The 22322-nt window shown below is 71.2% G+C and carries 19 protein-coding genes; 13 read left to right on the forward strand and 6 right to left on the reverse strand.

Annotated elements, in window-relative coordinates; translation table 11 throughout:
* Positions 1-182: 182 nt before the first annotated feature.
* The 4 genes from ACZ5DS_RS14570 (at position 183) to serA (ending at position 5527) form a co-directional block, all read left to right on the forward strand.
* Positions 183-2039, forward strand: coding sequence for an acetolactate synthase large subunit (locus ACZ5DS_RS14570; protein ID WP_468237641.1), 1857 nt, complete (start codon positions 183-185; stop codon positions 2037-2039).
* Between the two features lie 20 nt (positions 2040-2059).
* Complete coding sequence (ilvN, locus tag ACZ5DS_RS14575; RefSeq protein WP_468237643.1) at positions 2060-2584, forward strand: acetolactate synthase small subunit; 525 nt, start codon at positions 2060-2062, stop codon at positions 2582-2584.
* 120 nt (positions 2585-2704) lie between these two features.
* A complete protein-coding gene (gene ilvC / locus ACZ5DS_RS14580; RefSeq protein WP_468237646.1) occupies positions 2705-3703 on the forward strand; it encodes a ketol-acid reductoisomerase in 999 nt (332 codons plus the stop codon).
* Positions 3704-3937: 234 nt separating this feature from the next.
* Entirely contained in the window at positions 3938-5527 is a 1590-nt protein-coding gene (gene serA, locus ACZ5DS_RS14585) for a phosphoglycerate dehydrogenase (protein WP_468237649.1), read from the forward strand.
* A gap of 73 nt (positions 5528-5600) precedes the next feature.
* Here serA and ACZ5DS_RS14590 read toward each other — a convergent pair whose 3' ends face one another.
* Positions 5601-7145, reverse strand: a complete 1545-nt coding sequence (locus ACZ5DS_RS14590; RefSeq protein WP_468237651.1) for an MFS transporter — start codon at positions 7143-7145, stop codon at positions 5601-5603.
* A 97-nt stretch (positions 7146-7242) separates the two neighbouring features.
* On the opposite strand from ACZ5DS_RS14590, the gene ACZ5DS_RS14595 reads away from it, so the two are divergent.
* The gene (locus ACZ5DS_RS14595; protein WP_468237653.1) at positions 7243-7827 is read left to right on the forward strand and encodes a TetR/AcrR family transcriptional regulator; all 585 of its coding nucleotides are present in this window, start codon (positions 7243-7245) and stop codon (positions 7825-7827) included.
* 3 nt (positions 7828-7830) lie between these two features.
* On the opposite strand, the gene ACZ5DS_RS14600 is transcribed toward ACZ5DS_RS14595, so the two are convergent.
* Positions 7831-9036, reverse strand: a complete 1206-nt coding sequence (locus ACZ5DS_RS14600) for an MFS transporter (protein ID WP_468237656.1) — start codon at positions 9034-9036, stop codon at positions 7831-7833.
* A 47-nt stretch (positions 9037-9083) separates the two neighbouring features.
* On the opposite strand from ACZ5DS_RS14600, the gene pdxR reads away from it, so the two are divergent.
* Positions 9084-10487, forward strand: coding sequence for a MocR-like pyridoxine biosynthesis transcription factor PdxR (pdxR, locus tag ACZ5DS_RS14605; protein ID WP_468237658.1), 1404 nt, complete (start codon positions 9084-9086; stop codon positions 10485-10487).
* Positions 10488-10521: 34 nt separating this feature from the next.
* On the opposite strand, the gene ACZ5DS_RS14610 is transcribed toward pdxR, so the two are convergent.
* Both ACZ5DS_RS14610 and ACZ5DS_RS14615 read right to left on the reverse strand, forming a co-directional pair.
* Positions 10522-11010 (reverse strand): hypothetical protein, encoded by a 489-nt coding sequence (locus ACZ5DS_RS14610; protein WP_468237660.1) that lies wholly within the window; start codon positions 11008-11010, stop codon positions 10522-10524.
* A gap of 121 nt (positions 11011-11131) precedes the next feature.
* Positions 11132-12358: a PucR family transcriptional regulator gene (locus ACZ5DS_RS14615; protein ID WP_468237663.1), complete on the reverse strand. Its 1227-nt coding sequence runs from the start codon at positions 12356-12358 to the stop codon at positions 11132-11134.
* 143 nt (positions 12359-12501) lie between these two features.
* Between ACZ5DS_RS14615 and ACZ5DS_RS14620 the strand changes: the two genes are divergently transcribed.
* From ACZ5DS_RS14620 to ACZ5DS_RS14640, 5 genes are all read left to right on the forward strand, one after another.
* Complete coding sequence (locus tag ACZ5DS_RS14620) at positions 12502-13428, forward strand: proline dehydrogenase family protein (RefSeq protein ID WP_468237665.1); 927 nt, start codon at positions 12502-12504, stop codon at positions 13426-13428.
* A gap of 39 nt (positions 13429-13467) precedes the next feature.
* Positions 13468-15099, forward strand: a complete 1632-nt coding sequence (gene pruA, locus ACZ5DS_RS14625) for an L-glutamate gamma-semialdehyde dehydrogenase (protein WP_468237667.1) — start codon at positions 13468-13470, stop codon at positions 15097-15099.
* Between the two features lie 424 nt (positions 15100-15523).
* The gene (locus ACZ5DS_RS14630; RefSeq protein WP_468237669.1) at positions 15524-16825 is read left to right on the forward strand and encodes a cytochrome P450; all 1302 of its coding nucleotides are present in this window, start codon (positions 15524-15526) and stop codon (positions 16823-16825) included.
* Positions 16826-16893: 68 nt separating this feature from the next.
* A complete protein-coding gene (locus ACZ5DS_RS14635) occupies positions 16894-17742 on the forward strand; it encodes an alpha/beta fold hydrolase (protein WP_468237671.1) in 849 nt (282 codons plus the stop codon).
* A 4-nt stretch (positions 17743-17746) separates the two neighbouring features.
* On the forward strand, positions 17747-18286 hold the full coding sequence (locus ACZ5DS_RS14640; RefSeq protein WP_468237674.1) for a GNAT family N-acetyltransferase: 540 nt from the start codon (positions 17747-17749) through the stop codon (positions 18284-18286).
* A 7-nt stretch (positions 18287-18293) separates the two neighbouring features.
* Here the strand turns inward: ACZ5DS_RS14640 and ACZ5DS_RS14645 are convergent, their stop codons facing one another.
* Positions 18294-19286 carry an NADP-dependent oxidoreductase gene (locus tag ACZ5DS_RS14645; RefSeq protein WP_468237677.1) on the reverse strand — a complete coding sequence of 331 codons (993 nt, stop codon included), beginning with the start codon at positions 19284-19286 and terminating at the stop codon, positions 18294-18296.
* Positions 19287-19389: 103 nt separating this feature from the next.
* Here ACZ5DS_RS14645 and ACZ5DS_RS14650 point away from each other — a divergent pair, with 103 nt between their 5' ends.
* Together ACZ5DS_RS14650 and ACZ5DS_RS14655 are read left to right on the forward strand one after the other, a co-directional pair.
* A complete protein-coding gene (locus ACZ5DS_RS14650; protein ID WP_468237680.1) occupies positions 19390-20295 on the forward strand; it encodes a LysR family transcriptional regulator in 906 nt (301 codons plus the stop codon).
* A 216-nt stretch (positions 20296-20511) separates the two neighbouring features.
* Positions 20512-20643: a hypothetical protein gene (locus ACZ5DS_RS14655; protein WP_359061336.1), complete on the forward strand. Its 132-nt coding sequence runs from the start codon at positions 20512-20514 to the stop codon at positions 20641-20643.
* Between the two features lie 52 nt (positions 20644-20695).
* On the opposite strand, the gene ACZ5DS_RS14660 is transcribed toward ACZ5DS_RS14655, so the two are convergent.
* Positions 20696-22249, reverse strand: coding sequence for a purple acid phosphatase family protein (locus tag ACZ5DS_RS14660; RefSeq protein ID WP_468237682.1), 1554 nt, complete (start codon positions 22247-22249; stop codon positions 20696-20698).
* Between the last annotated feature and the right edge of the window lie 73 nt (positions 22250-22322).

A 22322-nucleotide genomic window follows, 5' to 3' on the forward strand; every position in this document is an offset into this window, starting at 1 on the left:
TTGGACAGCGCGTCGGCTGAGCTGGGAACGACCGGAGGACCATCCGGAATCCCCAGCGACCACACCGGCGCGCTCCCCTCGCTTGCCCTACGGCACGAGGGGTTTTTTGTTGCACAGGCACCTGTCGTACCGCAGTCGTACACCGCATAAACCTCGCAAAAACCCTCAGCATCGAGAAGAGAATGCCGATGACCGAGCAGGCCACCGGGGCCCATCCGCAGCCGCGGCCCCGATCCGGAGGACACCAGTCCGCCCCCGTCGAGCACGTCACGGGTGCGCAGTCCCTCATCCGCTCCCTCGAGGAGGTCGGCGCTGAGACGGTATTCGGCATTCCCGGCGGTGCGATCCTGCCGGCGTACGACCCGCTGATGGACTCCACCCGGGTGCGCCACGTGCTGGTCCGGCACGAGCAGGGCGCCGGCCACGCGGCCACCGGCTACGCGCAGGCCACCGGCAAGGTCGGTGTCTGCATGGCCACCTCCGGCCCGGGCGCCACCAACCTGGTCACGCCGATCGCCGACGCGCACATGGACTCGGTGCCGCTGGTCGCGATCACCGGCCAGGTCGCCTCGAAGTCGATCGGCACGGACGCCTTCCAGGAGGCGGACATCGTCGGCATCACCATGCCGATCACCAAGCACAACTTCCTCGTCACCAAGGCCGAGGACATCCCGCAGGTCATCGCGCAGGCGTTCCACATCGCCTCCACCGGCCGCCCGGGCCCGGTCCTGGTCGACATCGCCAAGGACGCCCTCCAGGCGAAGACCGTCTTCTCCTGGCCGCCCACCATGGACCTGCCCGGCTACCGCCCGGTGACCAAGCCGCACGCCAAGCAGATCCGCGAGGCGGCCAAGCTGATCACCTCCGCCAAGCGGCCCGTCCTCTACGTCGGCGGCGGCGTCATCAAGGCGAACGCGACGGCCGAGCTGAAGGTCCTCGCCGAACTCACCGGAGCGCCCGTCACCACCACCCTGATGGCGCTCGGCGCGTTCCCCGACAGCCACCCGCTGCACGTGGGAATGCCGGGCATGCACGGTGCGGTCACCGCCGTCACCGCGCTGCAGAAGGCCGACCTGATCGTCGCCCTCGGAGCCCGCTTCGACGACCGCGTCACCGGCAAGCTGGACAGCTTCGCCCCGTACGCCAAGATCGTCCACGCCGACATCGACCCGGCCGAGATCGGCAAGAACCGCGCAGCCGACGTGCCGATCGTCGGTGACGCCCGCGAGGTCATCGCCGACCTGGTCCAGGCCGTGCAGAAGGAGCACAGCGAGGGCCACAAGGGCGACTACACCGCCTGGTGGAGCGATCTGAGCCGCTGGCGGGACACCTACCCGCTCGGCTACGACCAGCCGGAGGACGGCTCGCTCGCCCCGCAGCAGGTCATCGAGCGCATCGGACAGCTCGCCCCGGAGGGCACGATCTTCGCGGCGGGCGTCGGCCAGCACCAGATGTGGGCCGCGCACTTCGTCCAGTACGACAAGCCCGCCACCTGGCTGAACTCCGGCGGCGCCGGAACGATGGGCTACGCGGTCCCGGCCGCCATGGGCGCCAAGGCCGGCCGGCCGGACCGTACGGTCTGGGCGATCGACGGCGACGGCTGCTTCCAGATGACCAATCAGGAACTGACCACCTGTGCCCTGAACAACATCCCGATCAAGGTCGCCATCATCAACAACGGCGCCCTCGGGATGGTCCGCCAGTGGCAGACCCTCTTCTACAACCAGCGCTACTCCAACACGGTGCTGCACTCCGGCCCGGAGGCCACCGGCAAGGAGCCGAGCGCCGGCACCCGCGTCCCCGACTTCGTGAAGCTGTCGGAGGCCATGGGCTGTTACTCCATCCGCTGCGAGCGCCCTGAGGACCTCGACAAGGTCATCGAAGAGGCGAACTCCATCAACGACCGTCCGGTCGTCATCGACTTCATCGTCCACGAGGACGCGATGGTGTGGCCGATGGTCGCCGCCGGCACCTCCAACGACGAGATCATGGCCGCCCGGGACGTCCGCCCCGACTTCGGCGACAACGAAGACGACTGAGCGAGAGAGACGAACGAGAAATGTCCAAGCACACGCTCTCCGTCCTGGTGGAGAACACGCCGGGCATCCTGGCCCGGATCGCCGCCCTCTTCTCGCGCCGCGGCTTCAACATCGACTCGCTCGCGGTCGGTGTCACCGAGCACCCCGACATCTCCCGCATCACCATCGTGGTGGGCGTCGAGGACCTGCCGCTTGAGCAGGTCACCAAGCAGCTCAACAAGCTCGTCAACGTGCTGAAGATCGTGGAGCTGGAGCCCGGCCAGGCGGTTCAGCGCGAACTCGTTCTGGTGAAGGTGCGCGCCGACAACGAGACGCGCTCCCAGATCGTGGAGATCGTCCAGCTGTTCCGCGCCAAGACGGTCGACGTCTCCCCGGACGCCGTCACCATCGAGGCCACCGGATCCAGCGAGAAGCTGTCCGCCATGCTCAAGATGCTGGAGCCGTTCGGCATCAAGGAGCTGGTCCAGTCCGGCACGATCGCGATCGGCCGCGGCGCCCGCTCGATCACGGACCGCTCGCTGCGCGCTCTCGACCGATCCGCGTAAGGCTGAATACGGGCGGTCGGTGAGTCGCCGGTCGCCCGTATGCCGAGACCCCGAAACTTCCCGCCCCCTCGCCGTCATACGGTGGGACGCACAACCTGCACACCAAGGAGAGAACCCAAAGTGGCCGAGCTGTTCTACGACGCCGACGCCGACCTGTCCATCATCCAGGGCCGCAAGGTCGCGGTCATCGGATACGGCAGCCAGGGCCACGCCCACGCGCTGTCGCTGCGTGACTCGGGTGTCGACGTGCGAGTCGGTCTGCACGAGGGCTCCAAGTCCAAGGCCAAGGCCGAGGAGCAGGGCCTGCGCGTGGTGAGCCCGGCCGAGGCCGCCGCCGAGGCCGACGTCATCATGATCCTCATCCCGGACCCGATCCAGGCCCAGGTCTACGAGGCGTCCATCGCCCCGAACCTGAAGGACGGCGACGCGCTCTTCTTCGCCCACGGCTTCAACATCCGCTTCGGCTTCATCAAGCCCCCGGCCGGCGTCGACGTCGCCCTGGTCGCCCCCAAGGGCCCGGGCCACCTGGTGCGCCGCCAGTACGAGGAGGGCCGCGGCGTTCCGGCGATCGCCGCCGTCGAGCAGGACGCCACCGGCAACGCCTTCCCGCTGGCCCTGTCGTACGCGAAGGCCATCGGCGGCACCCGCGCGGGTGTCATCAAGACGACCTTCACCGAGGAGACCGAGACCGACCTGTTCGGCGAGCAGGCCGTGCTGTGCGGCGGCACCTCCGCCCTGGTCAAGGCCGGCTTCGAGACCCTGGTCGAGGCGGGCTACCAGCCGGAGATCGCCTACTTCGAGTGCCTCCACGAGCTGAAGCTGATCGTCGACCTCATGTACGAGGGCGGCCTGGAGAAGATGCGCTGGTCCGTCTCCGAGACCGCCGAGTGGGGCGACTACGTCACCGGCCCGCGCATCATCACCGACGCCACCAAGGCCGAGATGAAGCAGGTCCTCGCCGAGATCCAGGACGGCACCTTCGCCCAGAACTGGATGGACGAGTACCACGGCGGTCTGAAGAAGTACAACGAGTACAAGACGCAGGACTCCGAGCACCTGCTGGAGACCACCGGCAAGCAGCTGCGCAAGCTGATGAGCTGGGTGAACGAGGAGGCGTAAGCCTCACGTCAGGGGGTCGGGGCAGACTGCTCCGGCCCCCTTTGGCCACTCCGTCCAGCCCCGGACGGGTGATCCTTCCGCAGAGGCGCAAGACGGTCTCGGCGGCGCAACTACACTGCTGAACAACATACGCGTCAGGCCCACAGCGTCGTGCGTCTTCCGCGGCTAGCCCCCTCCTCCGCCTGCGGCCGTCGGGACGGCCGTCCGCATGCTTTGGACTTGTGAGGACCTCACGTGAGCTCGAAACCTGTCGTACTCATCGCTGAAGAGCTGTCGCCTGCGACCGTCGACGCGCTCGGCCCGGACTTCGAGATCCGGCACTGCAACGGAGCGGACCGAGCCGAACTGCTCCCCGCCATCGCCGACGTCGACGCGATCCTGATCCGTTCTGCCACCAAGGTCGACGCGGAGGCCGTCGCCGCCGCCAAGAAGCTCAAGGTCGTCGCGCGCGCCGGCGTCGGCCTGGACAACGTCGACGTCTCCGCCGCCACCAAGGCCGGCGTGATGGTCGTCAACGCCCCGACCTCCAACATCGTCACGGCCGCCGAGCTGGCCTGTGGTCTGATCCTCGCCACCGCGCGCAACATCCCGCAGGCCAACGCCGCGCTGAAGAACGGCGAATGGAAGCGCAGCAAGTACACCGGCGTCGAGCTGGCCGAGAAGACGCTGGGCGTCGTGGGCCTCGGCCGCATCGGTGCTCTCGTCGCGCAGCGCATGTCCGCCTTCGGCATGAAGGTCGTCGCCTACGACCCCTACGTGCAGCCCGCGCGGGCCGCGCAGATGGGCGTCAAGGTGCTCTCCCTGGACGAGCTGCTCGAGGTCGCCGACTTCATCACCGTCCACCTGCCCAAGACCCCCGAGACCCTCGGCCTGATCGGCGAGGAGGCGCTGCGCAAGGTCAAGCCCAGCGTGCGCATCGTCAACGCGGCCCGCGGCGGGATCGTCGACGAGGAGGCGCTGTACTCCGCCCTCAAGGAGGGCCGGGTCGCCGGTGCCGGTCTCGACGTGTACGCGAAGGAGCCCTGCACGGACTCCCCGCTCTTCGAGTTCGACCAGGTCGTGGCCACGCCCCACCTCGGTGCTTCGACGGACGAGGCCCAGGAGAAGGCCGGTATCGCGGTCGCCAGGTCGGTGCGCCTCGCGCTCGCCGGTGAGCTGGTTCCGGACGCGGTGAACGTCCAGGGCGGTGTCATCGCCGAGGACGTCAAGCCGGGTCTGCCGCTCGCCGAGCGCCTCGGCCGCATCTTCACCGCGCTCGCGGGCGAGGTCGCGGTCCGCCTCGACGTCGAGGTCTACGGCGAGATCACCCAGCACGACGTGAAGGTGCTGGAGCTGTCCGCGCTCAAGGGTGTCTTCGAGGACGTCGTCGACGAGACGGTGTCGTACGTCAACGCGCCGCTGTTCGCGCAGGAGCGTGGCGTCGAGGTCCGCCTGACCACCAGCTCCGAGGCCAGCGACCACCGCAACGTGGTGACCGTGCGCGGCACGCTCGCGGGCGGCGAGGAGGTGTCGGTCTCCGGCACGCTGGCCGGTCCGAAGCACATCCAGAAGATCGTCGCGGTCGCCGACTACGACGTCGACCTCGCGCTCGCCGACCACATGCTCGTCCTGCGCTACGAGGACCGTCCGGGTGTCGTCGGCACCGTGGGCCGCATCCTCGGTGAGGCGGGCATCAACATCGCCGGCATGCAGGTCGCCCGCGCGGCCGCCGGCGGTGAGGCCCTGGCTGTGCTGACCGTGGACGACACGGTGGGCTCCGGCGTTCTGGCCGAGGTGGCATCGGAGATCGGCGCGACGTCCGCCCGCTCGGTGAACCTGGTCTGACCCTGGTCCGCACACGCCGGACGGGCTGACATCAGTCAGCCCGTCCGGCGTTTTTCCGTGCTGTGAGGGCGGCTCAGACCGCAGCCTTCTCGGCCTCCGCAACCGGCGTCTCCCGCACGTGGATCCGGCGCAGGGTCGTCGCCGCCGCGATCGCCGCGAGGACCAGGATCGCCGTCCCCGCGAGCGCCGCCCCGTGCATGCCGGTGGTGAACGCCTCCCGGGCCGCCGTCGCCAGGGCGTCTCCCGCACGCCCCGGCAGCTGTCCGGCGACGGCCAGCGCGCCGCCCAGGGTCTCGTGGGCCTCGGCCGGGGCCGAAGCCGGCATCTCGTGCCGGTAGATCGCCGTACCGATCGAGCCGAGGACCGCCATGCCCAGCGCGCCGCCGAACTCCGCGCCCGTCTCCAGCAGCGAGGAGGCGGCGCCCGCCTGCTCCACCGGGGCGGCGCCCATGGCCAGGTCGGTCATCTGCGACATCACCATGACGACGCCGGAGGACAGGACGCCACAGGCGGCGAGGACGAGCCAGAGGGAGTCCGTGCCGACCAGGGCCAGCATGCCGAAGCCCGCTGCGGAGATCGCGAAGCCCGCGGTGACCACGTAGGCGCGGTTGACGCCCTTCTGGACCAGGGCCGCCGCCACCGGGGCGGCCATCCCGATCGGCACCGAGGGCAGCAGGGCCCACAGGGCCGCCTCCATCGCGCTCTTGTCGAGCACCGACTGCAGGTACTGCGTGGTGAAGAAGGCTGAACCCGTGATCGCCAGTGCGGAGACGAGGTTCAGGACGACCGCGGGGGAGAAGCCGTGGCCGCGGAACAGGGCCGGCGAGATCATCGGCGAGGCCGCCGTGCGCTGGCGGTGGACGAAGAGGGCCGCGAAGAGCAGGCCGACGGTGATCGAGACGACGTACTGCGGGTGCCAGCCCTCGGACGGGATCTCCTTGAGGCCGTAGATGACGGGGAGCACCGCCGCCATCGACAGCGGCACGCTCACGAAGTCGAAGCGGCCGGGCTCCGGGTTCTTCGACTCGGGCAGCAGGATCGGGCCGAGGACCAGCAGCAGCACCATCGCGGGCAGGTTGACCAGGAAGACCGAGCCCCACCAGAAGTACTGGACCAGCACACCGCTCAGTACGGAGCCGAGGGCGATGCCGCCGGTCATCACGCCGGACCAGATGCCGATCGCCTTCGCCCGTTCCCCGGGGTCGGTGAACATCGTGCGGACCAGAGCCATGGTCGAGGGCATCAGGGTCGCCCCGCCGATGCCGAGGACCGCGCGGGCCGCGATCAGGGTCTCGGCGCTGTTCGCGTAGGCCGCGACCAGGGACGCGGCACCGAAGGCGGCGGCGCCGAACAGGAGCAGTCGGCGCCGTCCGATGCGGTCGCCCAGTGCGCCCATCGTCATCAGCAGGCCGGCCAGGACGAAGCCGTACATGTCGAAGATCCACAGCTGCTGGGTGCCGCTCGGCTCCAGATCCGCGCTGATCGCCGGGATGGCGAAGTAGAGGACCGAGACGTCCATGGAGACCAGCAGCAGCGGAAGCATCAGCACGCAGAGCGCGGTCCATTCGCGCCGACCGGCGCGCCCGGCAGGGGAGTTGGTGCTCGTCGAGTTCGTCATGCCGATGACTGTACGAGCGTCTTAAACGCTTGTCTAGAACGAATGTATAAGTCATGCGTCTAGGACGGCTGTATGGATCGGCGGTAGGGTGGTCTACATGGGACACCGTGAGGATCTGCTGGAAGGCGCCAAGCGCTGCCTGCTGGAGAAGGGCTTCCTGCGCACGACCGCGCGGGACATCGTCAAGGAGTCGGGCACCAACCTGGCGTCGATCGGCTACCACTACGGCTCGAAGGCCGAGCTGCTGGTGCAGGCCTACATCTCGCTGATCGAGGGCGTCGGAGAGAGGTTCGACCCGGGCCTCGGCGGGCAGGTGACGCAGCCTCCGGGGTCGCTGGAGCGGTTCCAGGAGGTGTGGGAGAACATCATCCGCACGGTCCCCGAGTCGCGGGCCATCTGGCTGCTGAGCTTCGAGCTCATGTTCCAGGACGACCGGCTCGCGGAGGTGCGCAAACTGCTGGCCGAGGCGCAGGAGGAGGGCCGTTCGGGGCTCGTGTCCCTGTTCAGCGGTGTCCCGGAGGCCGACATCGACAGGGAGACCGTCGACAGCGAAGGCCGCTTCTACCAGACCCTCCTCAACGGCCTCATGGTCCAGTGGCTCTTCGACCCGGACTCGGCGACCAGCGCGGAACAGCTCACCGAGGGGCTCAGGCGGATGATCGAGGGCGCCGCGAAGAGCTGATGGTCACCGTGCGGCCCGGTGGTCACGCACCGCCGGGCCCAGCGCGCCCACCATCAGCACCGCCGTCAGCGCGAACGCCCACGGGTACCCCGTGTGGCCGGCGAGGAGGCCGAAGCCCGCGGCGCCCACGCCCATGCCCCCGTCGTAGGCGAGGTTCCAGAGCGCGGCGACCGTGCCGTACGAGGGGCGGGAGGTGCGGCTGTACATGAGCGCGAGGGTGGCGTTCTGGGCGACGCCGAAGCCGATCCCGAAGACCGTCGCACCCACGAGAACGGCCACCGGACTGGAGGTCGCCGCCAGCGCCAGCATCCCGGCGGCCGACAACAGCAGCCCCGGGGCGACCAGTTGCGCGGAGCCGCGCCGGTCGCCGTACCGCCCTGCCACCCAGCGGGCCGCGGTCGAGGCGGCGCTCTGCGTCAGCAGGGCCGCCGCCGCGACGCCCGCCGAGCCGCGCGGTACGGCCAGCGGCAGGAACGTCACCAGGATCCCGGCGGCGAGCGCCGTCGTGGCGAACACCACCGCCGGACGCCGCTGACCGGGGCTACGGACGGCAGCCGCCATGCCGAGAGCCTCCGAACCGGAATCCGTGATCCGGCCGCCCGGTGTTCCGCGTTCGACCTGTGCGCCCTCCCGCAGGGCCGGCACCGACGGGATCGCCGCCAGGGCCACCACGCCCGCGGCCGCAGTGACCGGCCCGTACCCGGCGTTCCCCGTCAACCACACGCCCAGCGGCAGGGCGACGAGCGACGCCACACCCCCGACCACCCCGACGAGGGCGAGCCCCTCGGCCCGGCGCTCCGCCGGGATCAGCGCAGCGGTCAGGGCGCCGCCCGCGACGAGCGTGAGGGCGAAGCCCAGGCCCCGGACCAGACACACCGTCACGGTCCAGGCCGGGCCGTCGGAAAGGGGCAGCACGGGCGCGGGCGCCCCGAGCAGGAACAGCCCCGCCATCAGCGGCCCCTTGGTGCCGTACCGGCCGACGATCCAGGGGCCGGCCAGCTCGCCCAGCACCGTGGACAGCATCAGCGCGCCGGTGGCGAGGCCCGCCGCACCCCGGCCGACGTGTGCGGGCACCGCCGACAGCAGCAGGAAGAAGCTCACCGAGGCGCCGGTCATGCTCACGAACCGCAGCAGCAGGGCACGGGACAGCAAGGGCGGCCGGGTGCCCGAAGTTGCCGTGGAAGCAGGGGAGTTGGCGTGCGTCGTCATGATGCCGACGCTAGGGGGCGACCGGATCGCCGGTAAGCTCCAATTCCATGCCAGTGCAGTGGGCCGGTCTGTCCCCCGAGTTGTTGCTGACCGTCGACCGCAACAGCGGCGTACAGCTGCGGACCCAGCTGGAAGGGCAGCTCCGGGACGCCATCCGGACCGGGCGGCTCCGGGAGGACGAACGTCTGCCCTCCTCCCGTGAACTCGCCCGCGCGCTCGGCCTGTCCCGCGGTCTGGTCCAGGACTGCTACGCCCAGCTGCAGGCCGAGGGCTACCTCGTCACCCGCGTCGGCTCGGCCACCCGCGTGGCCCCCTGCGCCCAGGCCCCCGTCCCGCCCGCCCCGCAGCCGGCCGCCGAACTCCCGCGCCTGATCGCGGACTTCCGCCACGGCGTCCCCGACCTGGCGTCCTTCCCGCGCACCGACTGGCTGTGGGCCACCCGGGAGGCCGTCCGCAGGACGCCGACGGCCGAGCTCGGCTACGGCGACCCGCGCGGCAGCTCGACCCTGCGCACGGTCGTCGCCGGCTACCTCGCCCGGGTCCGCGCGGCCGTGGCCGACCCCGGCCACACCCTCATCTGCTCCGGCTACGCCCAGGGTCTCGGCCTCACCCTCCAGGCCCTGGCCCGCGCCGGTGTCCGCACGGTCGCCCACGAGGAACCCGGCAACCCCGCATCCACGGCCGCCTCCGTCCGGGCCGCCGGCCTCACCCCGCTCCCGGTCCCGGTCGACGCGCACGGCATCGACGTGGCCGCCCTGGACGCGACCGGCGCCCGCGCGGTGGTCGTCACCCCCGCCCACCAGTGGCCGACCGGTGTCGTCCTCGCGCCGGAACGCCGGCACGCCCTCCTCGCCTGGGCGCGGCGGCACGACGCCTACGTCATCGAGGACGACTACGACGCCGAGTTCCGCTACGACAAGGAGCCGGTCGGCGCGCTCCAGGGCCTCGCCCCCGACCGCGTCGTATCGATCGGCACGGTCAGCAAGTCCCTCGCCCCGGCCCTGCGCATCGGCTGGCTGCTGTGCCCGCCCGCACTCCTTGCGCCGCTCACCGAGCTGAAGCGGGTCGCCGACCGCGGCACGCCCACCCTCGACCAGCTGACCCTCGCCCTGCTGATCGAGTCCGGCCGCTACGACCGCCATCTGCGCCGTATGCGCATCACCTACGCGGCGCGCCGCGCGGCCCTGGTCGCCGCCCTCGCCGAGCACGCGCCGCAGGTACGGCTGACGGGCCTGGCCGCCGGCTTCCACGCGGTGGCCCACCTGCCGGCCGGGCTCGAGGAGCGGACGGTGATCGACGCGGCCCGGGCCCGCCGGGTCGGCCTGTACGGCATGAGCGCCTGCCGCAGCTCTCACCTTCCCGGCCCGCCCCAACTGGTCCTGGGCTTCGGCGACGTCCCCGAGCGAGCGATCACCGAGGGCATCGCGACGGTGGGGGACCTGCTTGCTTAGGGACTTTCGAAACAGGCCCCAGCCGAGGGCGCGCCTACTCGCCGCGGAGCGATGCGGCCAGGAGCTTGTCGGCCGCTTCGCCGAAGGCATTCCTCAGCGACTTGTCGGCGATGGTGTCCGCGTACGTCTGGAACAGCAGCCCGGCCATCGCCTGCACGGCGGGCGTCGCGTACTGCGGGTCCGGCGTCTGCGGTAGGTGAGGGGCCCGGATGGGGTTCGGGGGCACGGGAGCCGGCCAGTGCTTGGGCCAGGGGATCCTGCGGTACGGCGGCGACGGACACATGTCGTCGACCACGTCCTTGAGGAGGTCGCCGCCCCCACGGTTGGTCTGCTCCGCCACGACGGCCGCCTCGGCGATCCGGCCGAGTGTCTCGCGCGCCGCCGCCCAGAACGGGTCCGGTGGCTGCGCCGCGACCTCACGGGCGGGGGAGTGCGGGACGACCGCGTCCCAGATCTCCGGGTGGGCGCGGGCGAGGGCCTGGAAGACCTGCGCCGTGCGCGCCGCGCTGATCGGACTGCCCATGCGGTGACCTCCGTTCAGAGTCGAGAACACCAGCATGGGCAGATCGATCATGCAGCGCATGCGGAGGCGGCCGCCGTTGCGCCGGGCGGCCGACGCGGACACCTGCCACCCGGTACCGCGGTCACAGCCGAGCCCCCTTCAGCGCCATGTGCAGCAGGAGCCGGTCCTCGCCGTCGTCCAGGTCGAGGCCCGTCAGCTGTTCCACGCGGGACAGCCGGTAGTAGAGGGTCTGCCGGTGGATGCCCAGCTCGGCGGCGGCGCGGCCGGCCTGGCCCGCGCGGTCCAGGTAGACCTCGGCGGTGCGGGCCAGCTCCTGGTGGGCGGGGGAGAGGAGCGGACCGACCACGGGGTCGCGGACGGACTCCGGGGGCAGTGCCGTCAGCAGCCGGTACGGCCCGATGCGCCCCCACTCGGCGACGGGCCCGAGCCGCGGCTCGGCCAGCGCGGCCCGCGCGGCGGCGGAGGCCTCCTGCCAGACGGTGCCCAGTTCGGCGAGGCCGATGCGGGGTTCGCCGACACCGGCGGCGGCACCGGCCGGGCGTCCCCGCGTCCCCTCCGCCTCCTTCACCAGCCGCGAGGCCGCCGTCAGCGCGGGTGTGGCCACCTCCGTCGAGCGCAGCCGCACCAGGATCGCGAGGCTCTGACCGGTCGTCCCCCACGGCACCGTGCACAGGGCCGTGGCGTGCGGGACCGTACGCGGGGACGGGGCCTGCTCCGGGTCGGCCGAGGGCCACGGGGCGACACAGACCACCGTGTGGGGGGCGTCCGCGCGGGGGCCGAGGGCCGTGCGGAGCTCCACCACCGCCGAGTCCCGCTGCCACCCGCTCTCCGCGGTCAGCACCGCCCGCAGCTCCCGGCTCAGACCGGCCCCCGCCTGTGCTTCGTCGGCGAGCAGCGCACCGATCCGGCCCGCCACCCGCATGGCGGCGGCCAGCTGCGCGTCCGTCGGGCCCGGGTCGTAGTCCAGCAGCCAGACATAGCCGAGGACGACGCCCCGATGGCGTACCGGCAGGCAGATGCGGCCGCGGTAGACACCGGCCTCGGGCGTCGGCGGGATCCGCACCGGCCCCGTGGCCCGGGTGATGCCGAAGCCCTCGAACCACGTCCGCACCGCCGCCGTGGAGCGCCGGGTCAGGATCGAGCGGGTGCGGACCGGGTCCAGCGCCGAGGGATCCAGGTCGCCCTCGCTGTCGTACGCCCCGAAGGCGATCAGCTCGAAGTCCCGGTTCTCCAGGGTCGCGGGCGCCCCCAGAAGCTCCGAGATCTCGTCCACCAGCTCCTGGTAGTCACCCTTGTAATCGGTCGCCACCCGGGCATTCTTGCGCAATTCCGCGCCGCCTTCATACATCTGTCTGAGATCCAGTGCACGGATGCGTGACACCTGTCGATGGCCGACGATTGGAGAGATCCTTAGGTTTCACGGTGGTTCTCCGTGCCGTACCCGAATCGTCGGGTGACGGCCGTTTTGGTGCTTGTCTGTGGAGGTGCCCCGTGCTGGGTCCCGTGATTCTCGCCGCGTCGCGCAGCGACCGGATGCGACGCCTGATCTCGGCGGCCCCGGTGACCAAGCAGGTCGTCGACCGCTTCATCCCGGGCGAGACCGTGGACGACATCGTCCCGATCATCAAGGAGCTGACGGCCAAGGGCCTGGAGCTGACGATGGACGTCGTCGGCGAGGACATCACCACCCCCGAGCAGGCCACCGCCGCCCGGGACGCCTACCTGGAGCTGATCGACCGGCTGCGCGAGCTGGAGCTGGGCGAGAAGGTCGAGATGTCCGTCAAGCTGTCGATGTTCGGCCAGGCGCTCGCGAACGGCCACGAGCTGGCCCTCGCCAACGTCCGCCCGGTCGTCGAGGCCGCCGACGCCATCGGTACGACCGTCACGCTCGACGCCGAGGACCACACCACCCTGGACTCGATGTTCGCGATCCACGAGGAGCTGCGGAAGGACTTCCCGCAGACCGGCTGCGTCATCCAGGCCTACCTCTTCCGCACCGAGGCCGACGCCCGCCGCCTCGCCGCCGCCGGCAGCCGTGTACGCCTGGTGAAGGGCGCCTACAAGGAGCCCGCCGAGGTCGCCTACCAGCAGAAGCACGAGATCGACAAGGCCTACGTGCGCATCCTGAAGACGCTGATGGAGGGCGAGGGCTACCCGATGATCGGGTCCCACGACCCGCGCCTGATCTCCATCGCCCAGGAGCTGGCCCACCAGGCCGGGCGCAAACTGGACGAGTACGAGTTCCAGATGCTCTACGGCATCCGCAGTGAGGAGCACCTGCGGCTGGCCGCCGAGGGCCACCGCATGCGCGTCTACACCGCCTACGGCACCGACTGGTACGGCTACTTCATGCGCCGACTGGCGGAGAAGCCGGCCAACCTGCGCTTCTTCCTGCGCTCGATGGTCAGCAAGGGCTGAACCCGAACACCCGCTCAAGATCAAGGAGTTACGGATCTCATGGACGCTGTGACCCAGGTCCCCACCCCCGTCAACGAGCCGGTGCACGGCTACGCCCCCGGCTCGCCCGAGCGCGCCCGCCTGGAGGCCAAGCTCAAGGAGCTGGCCGAGAACCCGATCGACCTGCCGATGACCATCGGCGGCGAGAAGCGGATGGGCGGCGGCGAGACCTTCCAGGTCGTCCAGCCGCACAACCACAAGGCCGTCATCGGTACGTTCCGCAACGCCACCCAGCAGGACGCGCAGGACGCCATCGACGCGGCCCTGGCCGCCGCGCCGGCCTGGCGCGCGATGTCCTTCGACGACCGCGCGGCGATCATCCTGCGCGCCGCCGAGCTGCTGTCCGGCCCCTGGCGCGAGACCATCGCCGCCTCCACCATGCTCGGCCAGTCCAAGACCGCCCAGCAGGCCGAGATCGACACCCCCTGCGAGCTGATCGACTTCTGGCGGTTCAACGTCCACTACGCCCGCCAGATCCTGGCCGAGCAGCCCCCGGCGAACTCCCCGGGCGTGTGGAACCGCATGGACCACCGCCCGCTGGAGGGCTTCGTCTACGCGATCACGCCGTTCAACTTCAGCGCCATCGCCGGCAACCTGCCCACCGCCCCCGCCCTGATGGGCAACGTGGTGGTCTGGAAGCCGTCCCCGACGCAGACCCACGCCGCCGTCCTGCTCATGCAGCTGCTGGAGGAGGCGGGCCTGCCCAAGGGCGTCATCAACCTCGTCACCGGCGACGGCATCGAGGTCTCCAGGGTCGCCCTGGAGCACCGGGACCTCGCGGGCATCCACTTCACCGGCTCGACCAAGACCTTCCAGTACCTGTGGAAGACGGTCGGCAACAACATCGAGAAGTACCGCACCTACCCGCGCCTGGTCGGCGAGACCGGCGGCAAGGACTTCCTGGTCGCCCACCCGAGCGCCGACCGCGCCGTCCTGAAGACCGCGCTGACCCGCGGTGCCTTCGAGTACCAGGGCCAGAAGTGCAGCGCGACCTCCCGCGCCTACATCCCGGCCTCCATCTGGAACTCCGGCTTCAAGGAGGAGTTCGCGGCCGAGGTCGACTACCTGACCATGGGTGACGTCACCGACCTGTCGAACTTCATCGGTGCCGTGATCGACGACCGTGCCTTCGCCAAGAACAAGGCCGCGATCGACCGCGCCAAGCAGGACCCGACCTGCACGATCGTCGCGGGCGGCACCTACGACGACTCGGTCGGCTACTTCGTCCGCCCGACGGTCATCGCCTCCACCGACCCGGAGAACGAGATCTTCCGCACCGAGTACTTCGGTCCGGTCCTCGGTGTCTACGTCTACGAGGACGACCAGTACGACGCGATGCTGGAGCAGATGGAGTCGGTCTCCGACTACGCCCTGACCGGCTCGGTCATCTCCAACGACCGCGCCGCGGCGGCGTACACGATGGAGAAGCTCCGCTACGCGGCCGGCAACTTCTACATCAACGACAAGTCGACCGGCGCCGTCGTCGGCCAGCAGCCCTTCGGCGGCGGCCGCGCCTCCGGCACCAACGACAAGGCCGGCGCCCCGCAGAACCTGCTGCGCTGGACCCTGACCCGTGCCATCAAGGAGACGCTGGTCCCGCCGACCGACTACACGTACCCGCACATGGGCTGAGCCTCGGCCCCCCGAGCGACGGGCCGGGAAGCCTGACATCCGAGCAGGCTTCCCGGCCCGTTTCCAATTTTCTTTGTCCGGGAAAGAATCGCCCGCCTTATATCCACACCTGCGGCTTACCATCCGAATGTCCTATATGTGGCAACATGGCACGCGTGGCATTTGGTGCTGGAGGGAACTTCTGTGCCGAACCCTCGGCTGGGAGTCCTCACACAGGCGAGAGGAGTGCATCATGATCGCCAAGCTGCTCGGCAAGCTGTCCTTCACCCGCCACTACGGTGCGTACGGGGAACACGACTGGAACGCGTACGCCGGCGACTAGGCCTGACCGCACCACCGGCGGGCGCCCCCGGGCCCCCGCCGGCTCCCGGCCACGCTGCCGACGACATCGGCCTGGACAGGTACGAGAGCCAGGGACGATCTCATGGGCCGAACGAACGAGCCGCCGCGGTTGTCCGAAGGCGGCTTCGCGGCCTGGAGCCGCGACCGGCTGGCACTGGCGCGCCGTGGCGCTGAGGAGTGCGGGGACGTCTGGCAGCTGGAGCCGGGCGTCTACGTAGCCGCTACGGCCGGGCCCTGTGAAGATGTCCTGCGCCGCCCGCACGACTTCCTCAAGGCACCCTCGCCTCTCTTCCCGCCGTTGAAGCGGTCGAGCGGAGCACCGACGCCTGAGGAGCGTGCGCACGCTCACGCCGCCCGCATGCGCGGACTGCGCGCGCAGGCGGTTGCAGCCCGGATCGGTGAGATCGCGCCCGGTGCCGTTCGATTCGCCGACCAGTGGCCCACGGGCCAGGACGTCGAGATTCTGCCCCAGGTCCGGCACGCCCTGGCAGAGGTCGGCGTGCACTACCTCTTCTCCGAAGACGCTCCCACCCTGCTGCCCTTTGCCGCACAGCTCTTCCTGGCCCGGGAGGTGCTCGTACGCCCCTCGCGCTGGGTATGGCCGCACTGGATCCCCACACCGGCACGGCGGTTCCGCACACGGCAGCAAGTCGCCTTCACCGACGCTTTGCGGCCCATCGTCCGCCGGCGCCGTTCATCGGGCCGGCTCGGTGACGACGTGCTGGGACAGATACTCCGGCCCTCCTCCCGCTACGGCCTACTGCCGGAAGAGGCCATCCTCGACACTCTCCCCGGAATCACCGTCGCCACCTTCGAGACACCCTCCCGGGCAGCCGGATGGATCCTGCTCCAGCTGGCCCGCTACCCCCAGGCAGCGGACCGCGTCGCGGCCGAAGCCGCCTTGCTGCCCGCGGACCCGGCCGCGACGACCAGCGCCCACCTCGACAGCCTGCAATACACCCAGGCACTGGTACGCGAGGTGCTTCGACTGCACCCCCCGAGCTGGCTCCTGACCCGGCGCGCCACGCGACAGGCTCAGCTCGCCGACTACACCATCGACGCCGGGTCCACCGTTCTCGTCTGCCTCTACACCGCCCACCGCGACGCACGGGAACACCCCGAGCCGGACCGGTTCCAGCCCGAGCGCTGGCTCGATGATTCGGGCTCGTCGGCGAAACCCGGGGTCTTCCTCCCCTTCGGTACCGGGCCGCACGGCTGCGAGGGAGCCGCTCTGGCCATGGCGATGCTGACGCTCCTGACCGCGCAGACCGCCCGCTGCTACCACTTGAGCGAGCCGCCCGGACCCGAACCCACCTACCAGGTCGCCACCTTCGAAGGTCTCGCAACGGTCGGTTTGCGCCTGCGTGCCACCTTGCGCAGCTGAGGGCAGCCCTGGTTTCAGTGCCTGAGGCAGGTATCCCCCTTCAAAAGGGGAGCGGTCAAACTTGACCCATGACGGTGACGACGGACGACGGAGTACGGCTGTGGGCGCAACGCTCGGGAGGCGAGGGCGACCCGCTGGTGCTGTGCCATGGCGGGCCGGGCCTGTGGGACATGTTCGGTGACGTGGCCGGGCTGCTCGCGGACGTCACCCCGGTGATCCGCTGGGACCAGCGCGGCTGCGGGCGCTCGGAGCGCTGCGACGGGCCCTGGACCAGCGAGCGGTTCGTGGCGGATCTGGACGCCGTACGACGGCACTTCGGGCTGGAGCGGATGGCCCTGCTCGGCCACTCCTGGGGCGGACAGCTCGCGCTCGGCTACGCCCTGGCGCATCCTGACCGGGTGAGCGCGCTGGTGTACGTCTCGGGCACGGGCATCGGTCCGGACGCCGACTGGCAGCCCGGCTTCCGCCGCGCCTTCCGCACCCGCCTCGCCGACCACCCCGAACGACTCGCCCGCTGGCAGGAGTTGACCGATCGCGCCGAGCGCACCGAGGACGAGGAACGCGAACGGGCCGTCCTGCACTGGTCCGTGGAGTTCGAGGACCGCGACGGGGCCCTGGAGCCCGCCCGGCGCATGGCCGACCCGTGGTTCGGCATCAACTCCGCGTGCAGCAGGGCGCTCAACGAGGAACGCGACCGCCTCTGGGGCACCCCTGAGCTGTACTCCGCCTGCCAGGACCTCGACGTGCCGGTGCTGATCATCGACGGTGCCCGGGACATCCGCCCCCGCACCGCAGTCGACTCCCTCGCCGAAGCCCTGCCCCACGCCCGCCGGGTGACCTTCCCGGACGCGGGCCACATGCCGTGGGAAGAGGACCCGGAGGGCTTCCGGAAAGCGGTGGCGAGCGCTCTAGCCTGACCTCATGACCCGTCGACTGCACATCGCCCACACCGCCGGCCTCGACCCCGCCGACCTCCGCGCCGCCCGCGCGCTGCTGGACGATGCGTTCGAGGGGGAGTTCTCCGACGAGGACTGGGACCACGGCCTCGGCGGCATGCACGCCCTGGTCCGCGACGGGGCCGGGCTCGCGGCGCACGGCTCGGTCGTGATGCGCCGGATACGGCACCGGGGGCGCTGGCTGCGCGCCGGATACGTGGAGGCCGTCGCCGTACGGGCCGACGTACGCCGGACCGGTCTGGGCGGGCGGGTGATGGGGGCGCTGGAGGGGATCGTCGACCGGGCCTACGACCTCGGTGCGCTCTCCGCGAGCGAGGACGGCGCCCCGCTCTACACGGCCCGCGGCTGGCAGCGGTGGAGCGGGCAGGTGCACGCCCTCTCGCCGGACGGGATCATCCGGCTGCCGGAGGAGGAAGGGGACGTCTATGTGCGGCCCGCGCTCGCCGGGCCGCTCGACCCGGACCACGAGCTGGTCTTCGACTGGCGGGACGGAGACGTCGCCTGAGGATCGTTCAGGCCTTGCGGATCAGCGTCTTCCCCGTGTTGCCGCCCCGCAGCATCAGCAGGAACGCCTCCACGATCAGCTCGAACCCGTCGACCACCGTCTCGTCCGGCGTGAGCGCGCCGCTGCGCAGATGCGGTACGGCGAAGTCGTACAACTCCTGCTGCGCGTCCCGGTGGTCGCGCACCAGGAAGCCCTCGATGCGCAGGCTCTTCTCCACGACGTCCGAGTGGTCGAAGACGACGGGCGGCGCGTCCGGGGTGTTGTACTGGCTGATCGTGCCGACCCGCACCACCCGGCCCCGCTCGCGCAGCGCGCCGATCGCCGCCCCGAGGTGGTCGCCGCCGACGTTGTCGACGAAGACGTCGATGCCGTCGGGGGCGGCTGCGGCGAGGAGTTCGGAGACCGGGGCGGTGTGGTAGTCGAAGGCCGTGTCGTAACCGACCTGTTCCGTCAGGTACGAGACCTTCTCCGCCGATCCCGCGCTGCCGATCAGCCGGCCCGCGCCCAGCAGCCGGGCGAAGCGGCCCGTGGCCGTGCCGACCGCGCCCGCGGCGCCGGAGACGAACAGGTCCTCGCCCTCGCGCAGCCGAGCGATCCGAGTCAGGGCGATGTACGCGGTCAGACCCGTGCCGCCCAGCACGCTCAGGTACGCCGACAGCGGCACGCCCGGGTGGTGCGGGATCCGCCGGACCTCCTCGGGGCGGACCACCGCGTGGGTGCGCCAGCCCTGGCGGTGGAAGACGATCTCGCCCTCGGGGAGCTCCGGGGTGCGGGAGGCGACGACCCGGCCGAGGGTGCGGCCCTCCAGCGGGGCGTGCAACTCGAAGTCGCCGTCCATCATTTCGCGGTGGTAGGGGTCCACGGACCAGTACTGGTTCTCCACCAAGGCCGTACCCGGCGCCGGTTCGGGGACGGGGGACTCGGCGAAGCGGAAGTGGCGGGCGGTCGGGAAGCCACTCGGGCGGGCGGTCTGCTGCACGGTGAGCGCGATCTCGGTCATGACAGCCGACCGTAGGCAGGAATGCCGGGGCCGGGCAGAGGGTTGGGCTCATGGAACGCGGCGATCCATGAGCCGCCCTCATAGCAGCAGGTGGGAGACCCGAGTGACAGCCGCCGACCTTGCCCCGCAGGAGCTGAGGACCCTGGTCGCCGTGGCCGACGAGGGTGGCTTCTCGGCGGCGGCCACCCGGCTCGGGGCCACCCAGTCCGCCGTGTCCCATGCCGTGCGCGGCATCGAACGCAAGCTGGGTGTCGTCCTCTTCGAGCGCGGCCGGTTCGGCGCCCGGCCGACGCCCGCGGGGGAGCGGGCGGCCGCCCATGCGCGACGCGTGCTGCGGATGCTCCAGGCGCTGGCTGCCGACGCCCGGGGTGCCGACACCGGCGAGCTCGCCGGACCGCTGCGCATCGCCGCCTTCCGCAGCGCGGCCCTGCATCTGCTGCCGCCCGCCCTGGAACGGCTCGCGCTGCGGCACCCGGGCATCGAGGTGAGCGTCACCGTCGTACGGGAACTGGGCCCCGGCACCGCCGGCGAGGTCGCCGCAGGGCGGGCCGACCTCGGGATCGCGACCTTCGGCGCCGACTCGCCCGTGCCCGCCGGGATGGTCGGCGACGTCCTGCTGGAGGAGCCGTACTCCCTGGTGCACCCCGCCGGACACCCGGCCCCGCGCACGCTCCCGCTGGTCGACTGGATGGAGAACTGCGGCTCCTACACCCGCGACTGGTGGGCCGCCCAGGACTGGATCCCGGCCGCGACCGTCCGCGCCGAGGACGACGGGGCGGTGCTGTCGATGGTGGGCAGCGGGCTCGGCATGGCGATCATGCCCGCGCTCTCCCTGACCGCGGCCCCGCCCTCCGTCACGGTCACCGACCTCGGACCCGAGCGGCCGTACCGCTCCGTCGGCTATGTCACCACCCCGGAACTGGCCGCGACGTCCGCCGTTCGGGCGCTCGTCCGGGAACTGCGCTCGCTCCACCCGCGTACGGAGAAAGTGCAGGTCAAGACGGTGTGACACGATCCACCGTCTCAGATAATAGGAAGTCCGAGTAATTGTGCAGACAGCCGCGGTCTGCTCCCTTAGTTTTGTAGGAGCCGAACGTCTCGCTCGATCCAGCGAATGGCGGTCGTGAGCCGGGCCCCGCGCAGGCAACCCCTGCGGCCCGCCCCCGCCTCCGGCGTCTCGTCACCCCTCATCCGCACTTCGTTGTGCCGAAGGAGTCGATCCCTCATGGCCGAGACGACCATCCGCCGCCGAGTCCGTCACGTGTCCCGTACGAGCGAGTCCGACCGCAAGAACGCCGCCGCCGCGCTCCAGCGCGCCCTCGACCGCCGGGACAACGGCGGCGAGACCGGCCACTGAGCAGCCACGGCCACTGATCCGGGAGCCGCACCCGCAGAGGAGCGGCGCGGTCTCACCCGCCGCGCCGCACCTCGAAGTGGTCGATCCGGTGCCCGTCCTGGGCGAGGGCCGACACCCTGAGCCGCGGCGACGGGCCCGGCCGCGCCTCCACCACGAGGAGCGAGAAGCCGGTGTACCGCACGCGGGACCACTGGGCCGTCTCCGGTGCGCGCTCCTTGTCCTTGGTCCAGGCGAAGGTCTCCACGGCGTCGTGCCGGGTGACATGGCCCTCGTAGCTGTCCTTGACGCCCGACGGGAAGGCGTACAGGTCCCGGCCGCCACCGCCCGCGGTGACGTACACGATCCCGTCCCGCGTGGGGTCGGTGGAGCCGCCGACGGGCACCTCCCGGCCCACGTGTCCGTCCTTGATCGCGTCCGTGCGCTCGTAGACGTGGTTGTGCCCGTTGATCACCAGGTCCACCTGGTGCCGGGCGAAGAGCGGCAGCCACTCGGCCCGCACCCCGCCGTCCGAGGCGTGCTGCGAGGTGGAGTACGCGCAGTGGTGGAAGAAGACGACGAGGAAGTCCACGCCCTTCGTCGCGCGCAGCTCGCCCAGTGTCGCGTCCAGCCACTTGGTCTGCCGGCCGCCGCTGTGCCCGAAGTTGGCGGGGATCTCGTACGACACGTCGTTGGCGTCGAGGGCCACGAAGGCGGTGTTGCCGTAGGTGAAGGCGTAGACGCCCGGCGCCCCGTGCGGGTCGAAGCCGTTGTCCGGCAGGGAGAAGCGGGCGAGCTGGCCGCCGTAGCCGTCGGGCGAGTACCAGGCCTCCATGTCGTGGTTGCCGGTCGTCACCATCCACGGCACCGACCGCGCCACCGGCTCGTTCTGCTGCAGGAACTGGTCCCAGAACGTCGGGTCGTAGCCGTCCGAGGTCTGCCCGGCGCCGTTGACGTCCGCGTAGCAGATGTCGCCCGCGTGCAGATGGAAGGCGGGGTTCTGGCGCTGCACGAGATGGTCGTTGGCGCTCGCGGCCTGCCCCACGCCCTGGTCGCCGAAGGCCGTGAAGACGAAACGCTCCGCGGTCGCGGGTGCCGTGCGGAAGGAGGCGACGGCGGCCCGGTTGGCGGGCGCGGCCGGGTCCCAGCCGTCGTGGCCGACGCCGTAGTAGTACGTGGTGCCGGGCCTCAGGCCGTCCAGGGCCGCGTGCACGTAGTACTGCTCGAGTGCAGGGCGCACCCCCTGCACCCCGGGCGTGTGCAGATTGCGCACCTCGGCCTCGACGCGCCGGCCGAGGTCGTCGGGGCGCAGCCCCACACGCACGTACGGCCGCTTCACCGCGAACGGCACCTGCCAGGAGACCCGCACCTGCGTCTTCGGGTCGGCGCCGAAGGCCAGATGACGGCCGAAGGGGCGGACCACCGAGCCGGACACCCGCGAGGCGGCCGGGGCCGGGTGCCCCGCCGCCCCGGCGCCGCCGGCGCAGCCGGTCAGCAGGCCGCCCGCCACCGCGCCCGCCGTCACCAGGGTGCGGCGGCGCACCAGCCGGGTGTACAGGTACTCGTACTGCTCGGCCATGCTCATCCGCTCCGCGAGCCGCCGCGGAATGCCGAAGTCGGGTGTCTCCATGCCGGGGAACATTCCACGGGGGGCCAACACCCGCGCCACACAGGGGTGAACGCCAGCCGACGGGATGACGCCG

This window comes from Streptomyces sp. NPDC031100, assembly GCF_055570785.1.

Excerpts from the sequence above, each read along its gene's own strand:
- ACZ5DS_RS14570 (WP_468237641.1), top strand. The coding sequence starts at position 183 with ATGCCGATGACCGAGCAGGCCACCGGGGCCCATCCGCAGCCGCGGCCC.
- ilvN (WP_468237643.1), top strand. The coding sequence starts at position 2,060 with ATGTCCAAGCACACGCTCTCCGTCCTGGTGGAGAACACGCCGGGCATC.
- ACZ5DS_RS14590 (WP_468237651.1), bottom strand. The coding sequence starts at position 7,145 with ATGACGAACTCGACGAGCACCAACTCCCCTGCCGGGCGCGCCGGTCGG.
- ACZ5DS_RS14595 (WP_468237653.1), top strand. The coding sequence starts at position 7,243 with ATGGGACACCGTGAGGATCTGCTGGAAGGCGCCAAGCGCTGCCTGCTG.
- ACZ5DS_RS14600 (WP_468237656.1), bottom strand. The coding sequence starts at position 9,036 with ATGACGACGCACGCCAACTCCCCTGCTTCCACGGCAACTTCGGGCACC.
- pdxR (WP_468237658.1), top strand. The coding sequence starts at position 9,084 with ATGCCAGTGCAGTGGGCCGGTCTGTCCCCCGAGTTGTTGCTGACCGTC.
- ACZ5DS_RS14610 (WP_468237660.1), bottom strand. The coding sequence starts at position 11,010 with ATGGGCAGTCCGATCAGCGCGGCGCGCACGGCGCAGGTCTTCCAGGCC.
- ACZ5DS_RS14615 (WP_468237663.1), bottom strand. The coding sequence starts at position 12,358 with ATGTATGAAGGCGGCGCGGAATTGCGCAAGAATGCCCGGGTGGCGACC.
- pruA (WP_468237667.1), top strand. The coding sequence starts at position 13,468 with ATGGACGCTGTGACCCAGGTCCCCACCCCCGTCAACGAGCCGGTGCAC.
- ACZ5DS_RS14630 (WP_468237669.1), top strand. The coding sequence starts at position 15,524 with ATGGGCCGAACGAACGAGCCGCCGCGGTTGTCCGAAGGCGGCTTCGCG.
- ACZ5DS_RS14635 (WP_468237671.1), top strand. The coding sequence starts at position 16,894 with ATGACGGTGACGACGGACGACGGAGTACGGCTGTGGGCGCAACGCTCG.
- ACZ5DS_RS14640 (WP_468237674.1), top strand. The coding sequence starts at position 17,747 with ATGACCCGTCGACTGCACATCGCCCACACCGCCGGCCTCGACCCCGCC.
- ACZ5DS_RS14645 (WP_468237677.1), bottom strand. The coding sequence starts at position 19,286 with ATGACCGAGATCGCGCTCACCGTGCAGCAGACCGCCCGCCCGAGTGGC.
- ACZ5DS_RS14655 (WP_359061336.1), top strand. The coding sequence starts at position 20,512 with ATGGCCGAGACGACCATCCGCCGCCGAGTCCGTCACGTGTCCCGTACG.
- ACZ5DS_RS14660 (WP_468237682.1), bottom strand. The coding sequence starts at position 22,249 with ATGGAGACACCCGACTTCGGCATTCCGCGGCGGCTCGCGGAGCGGATG.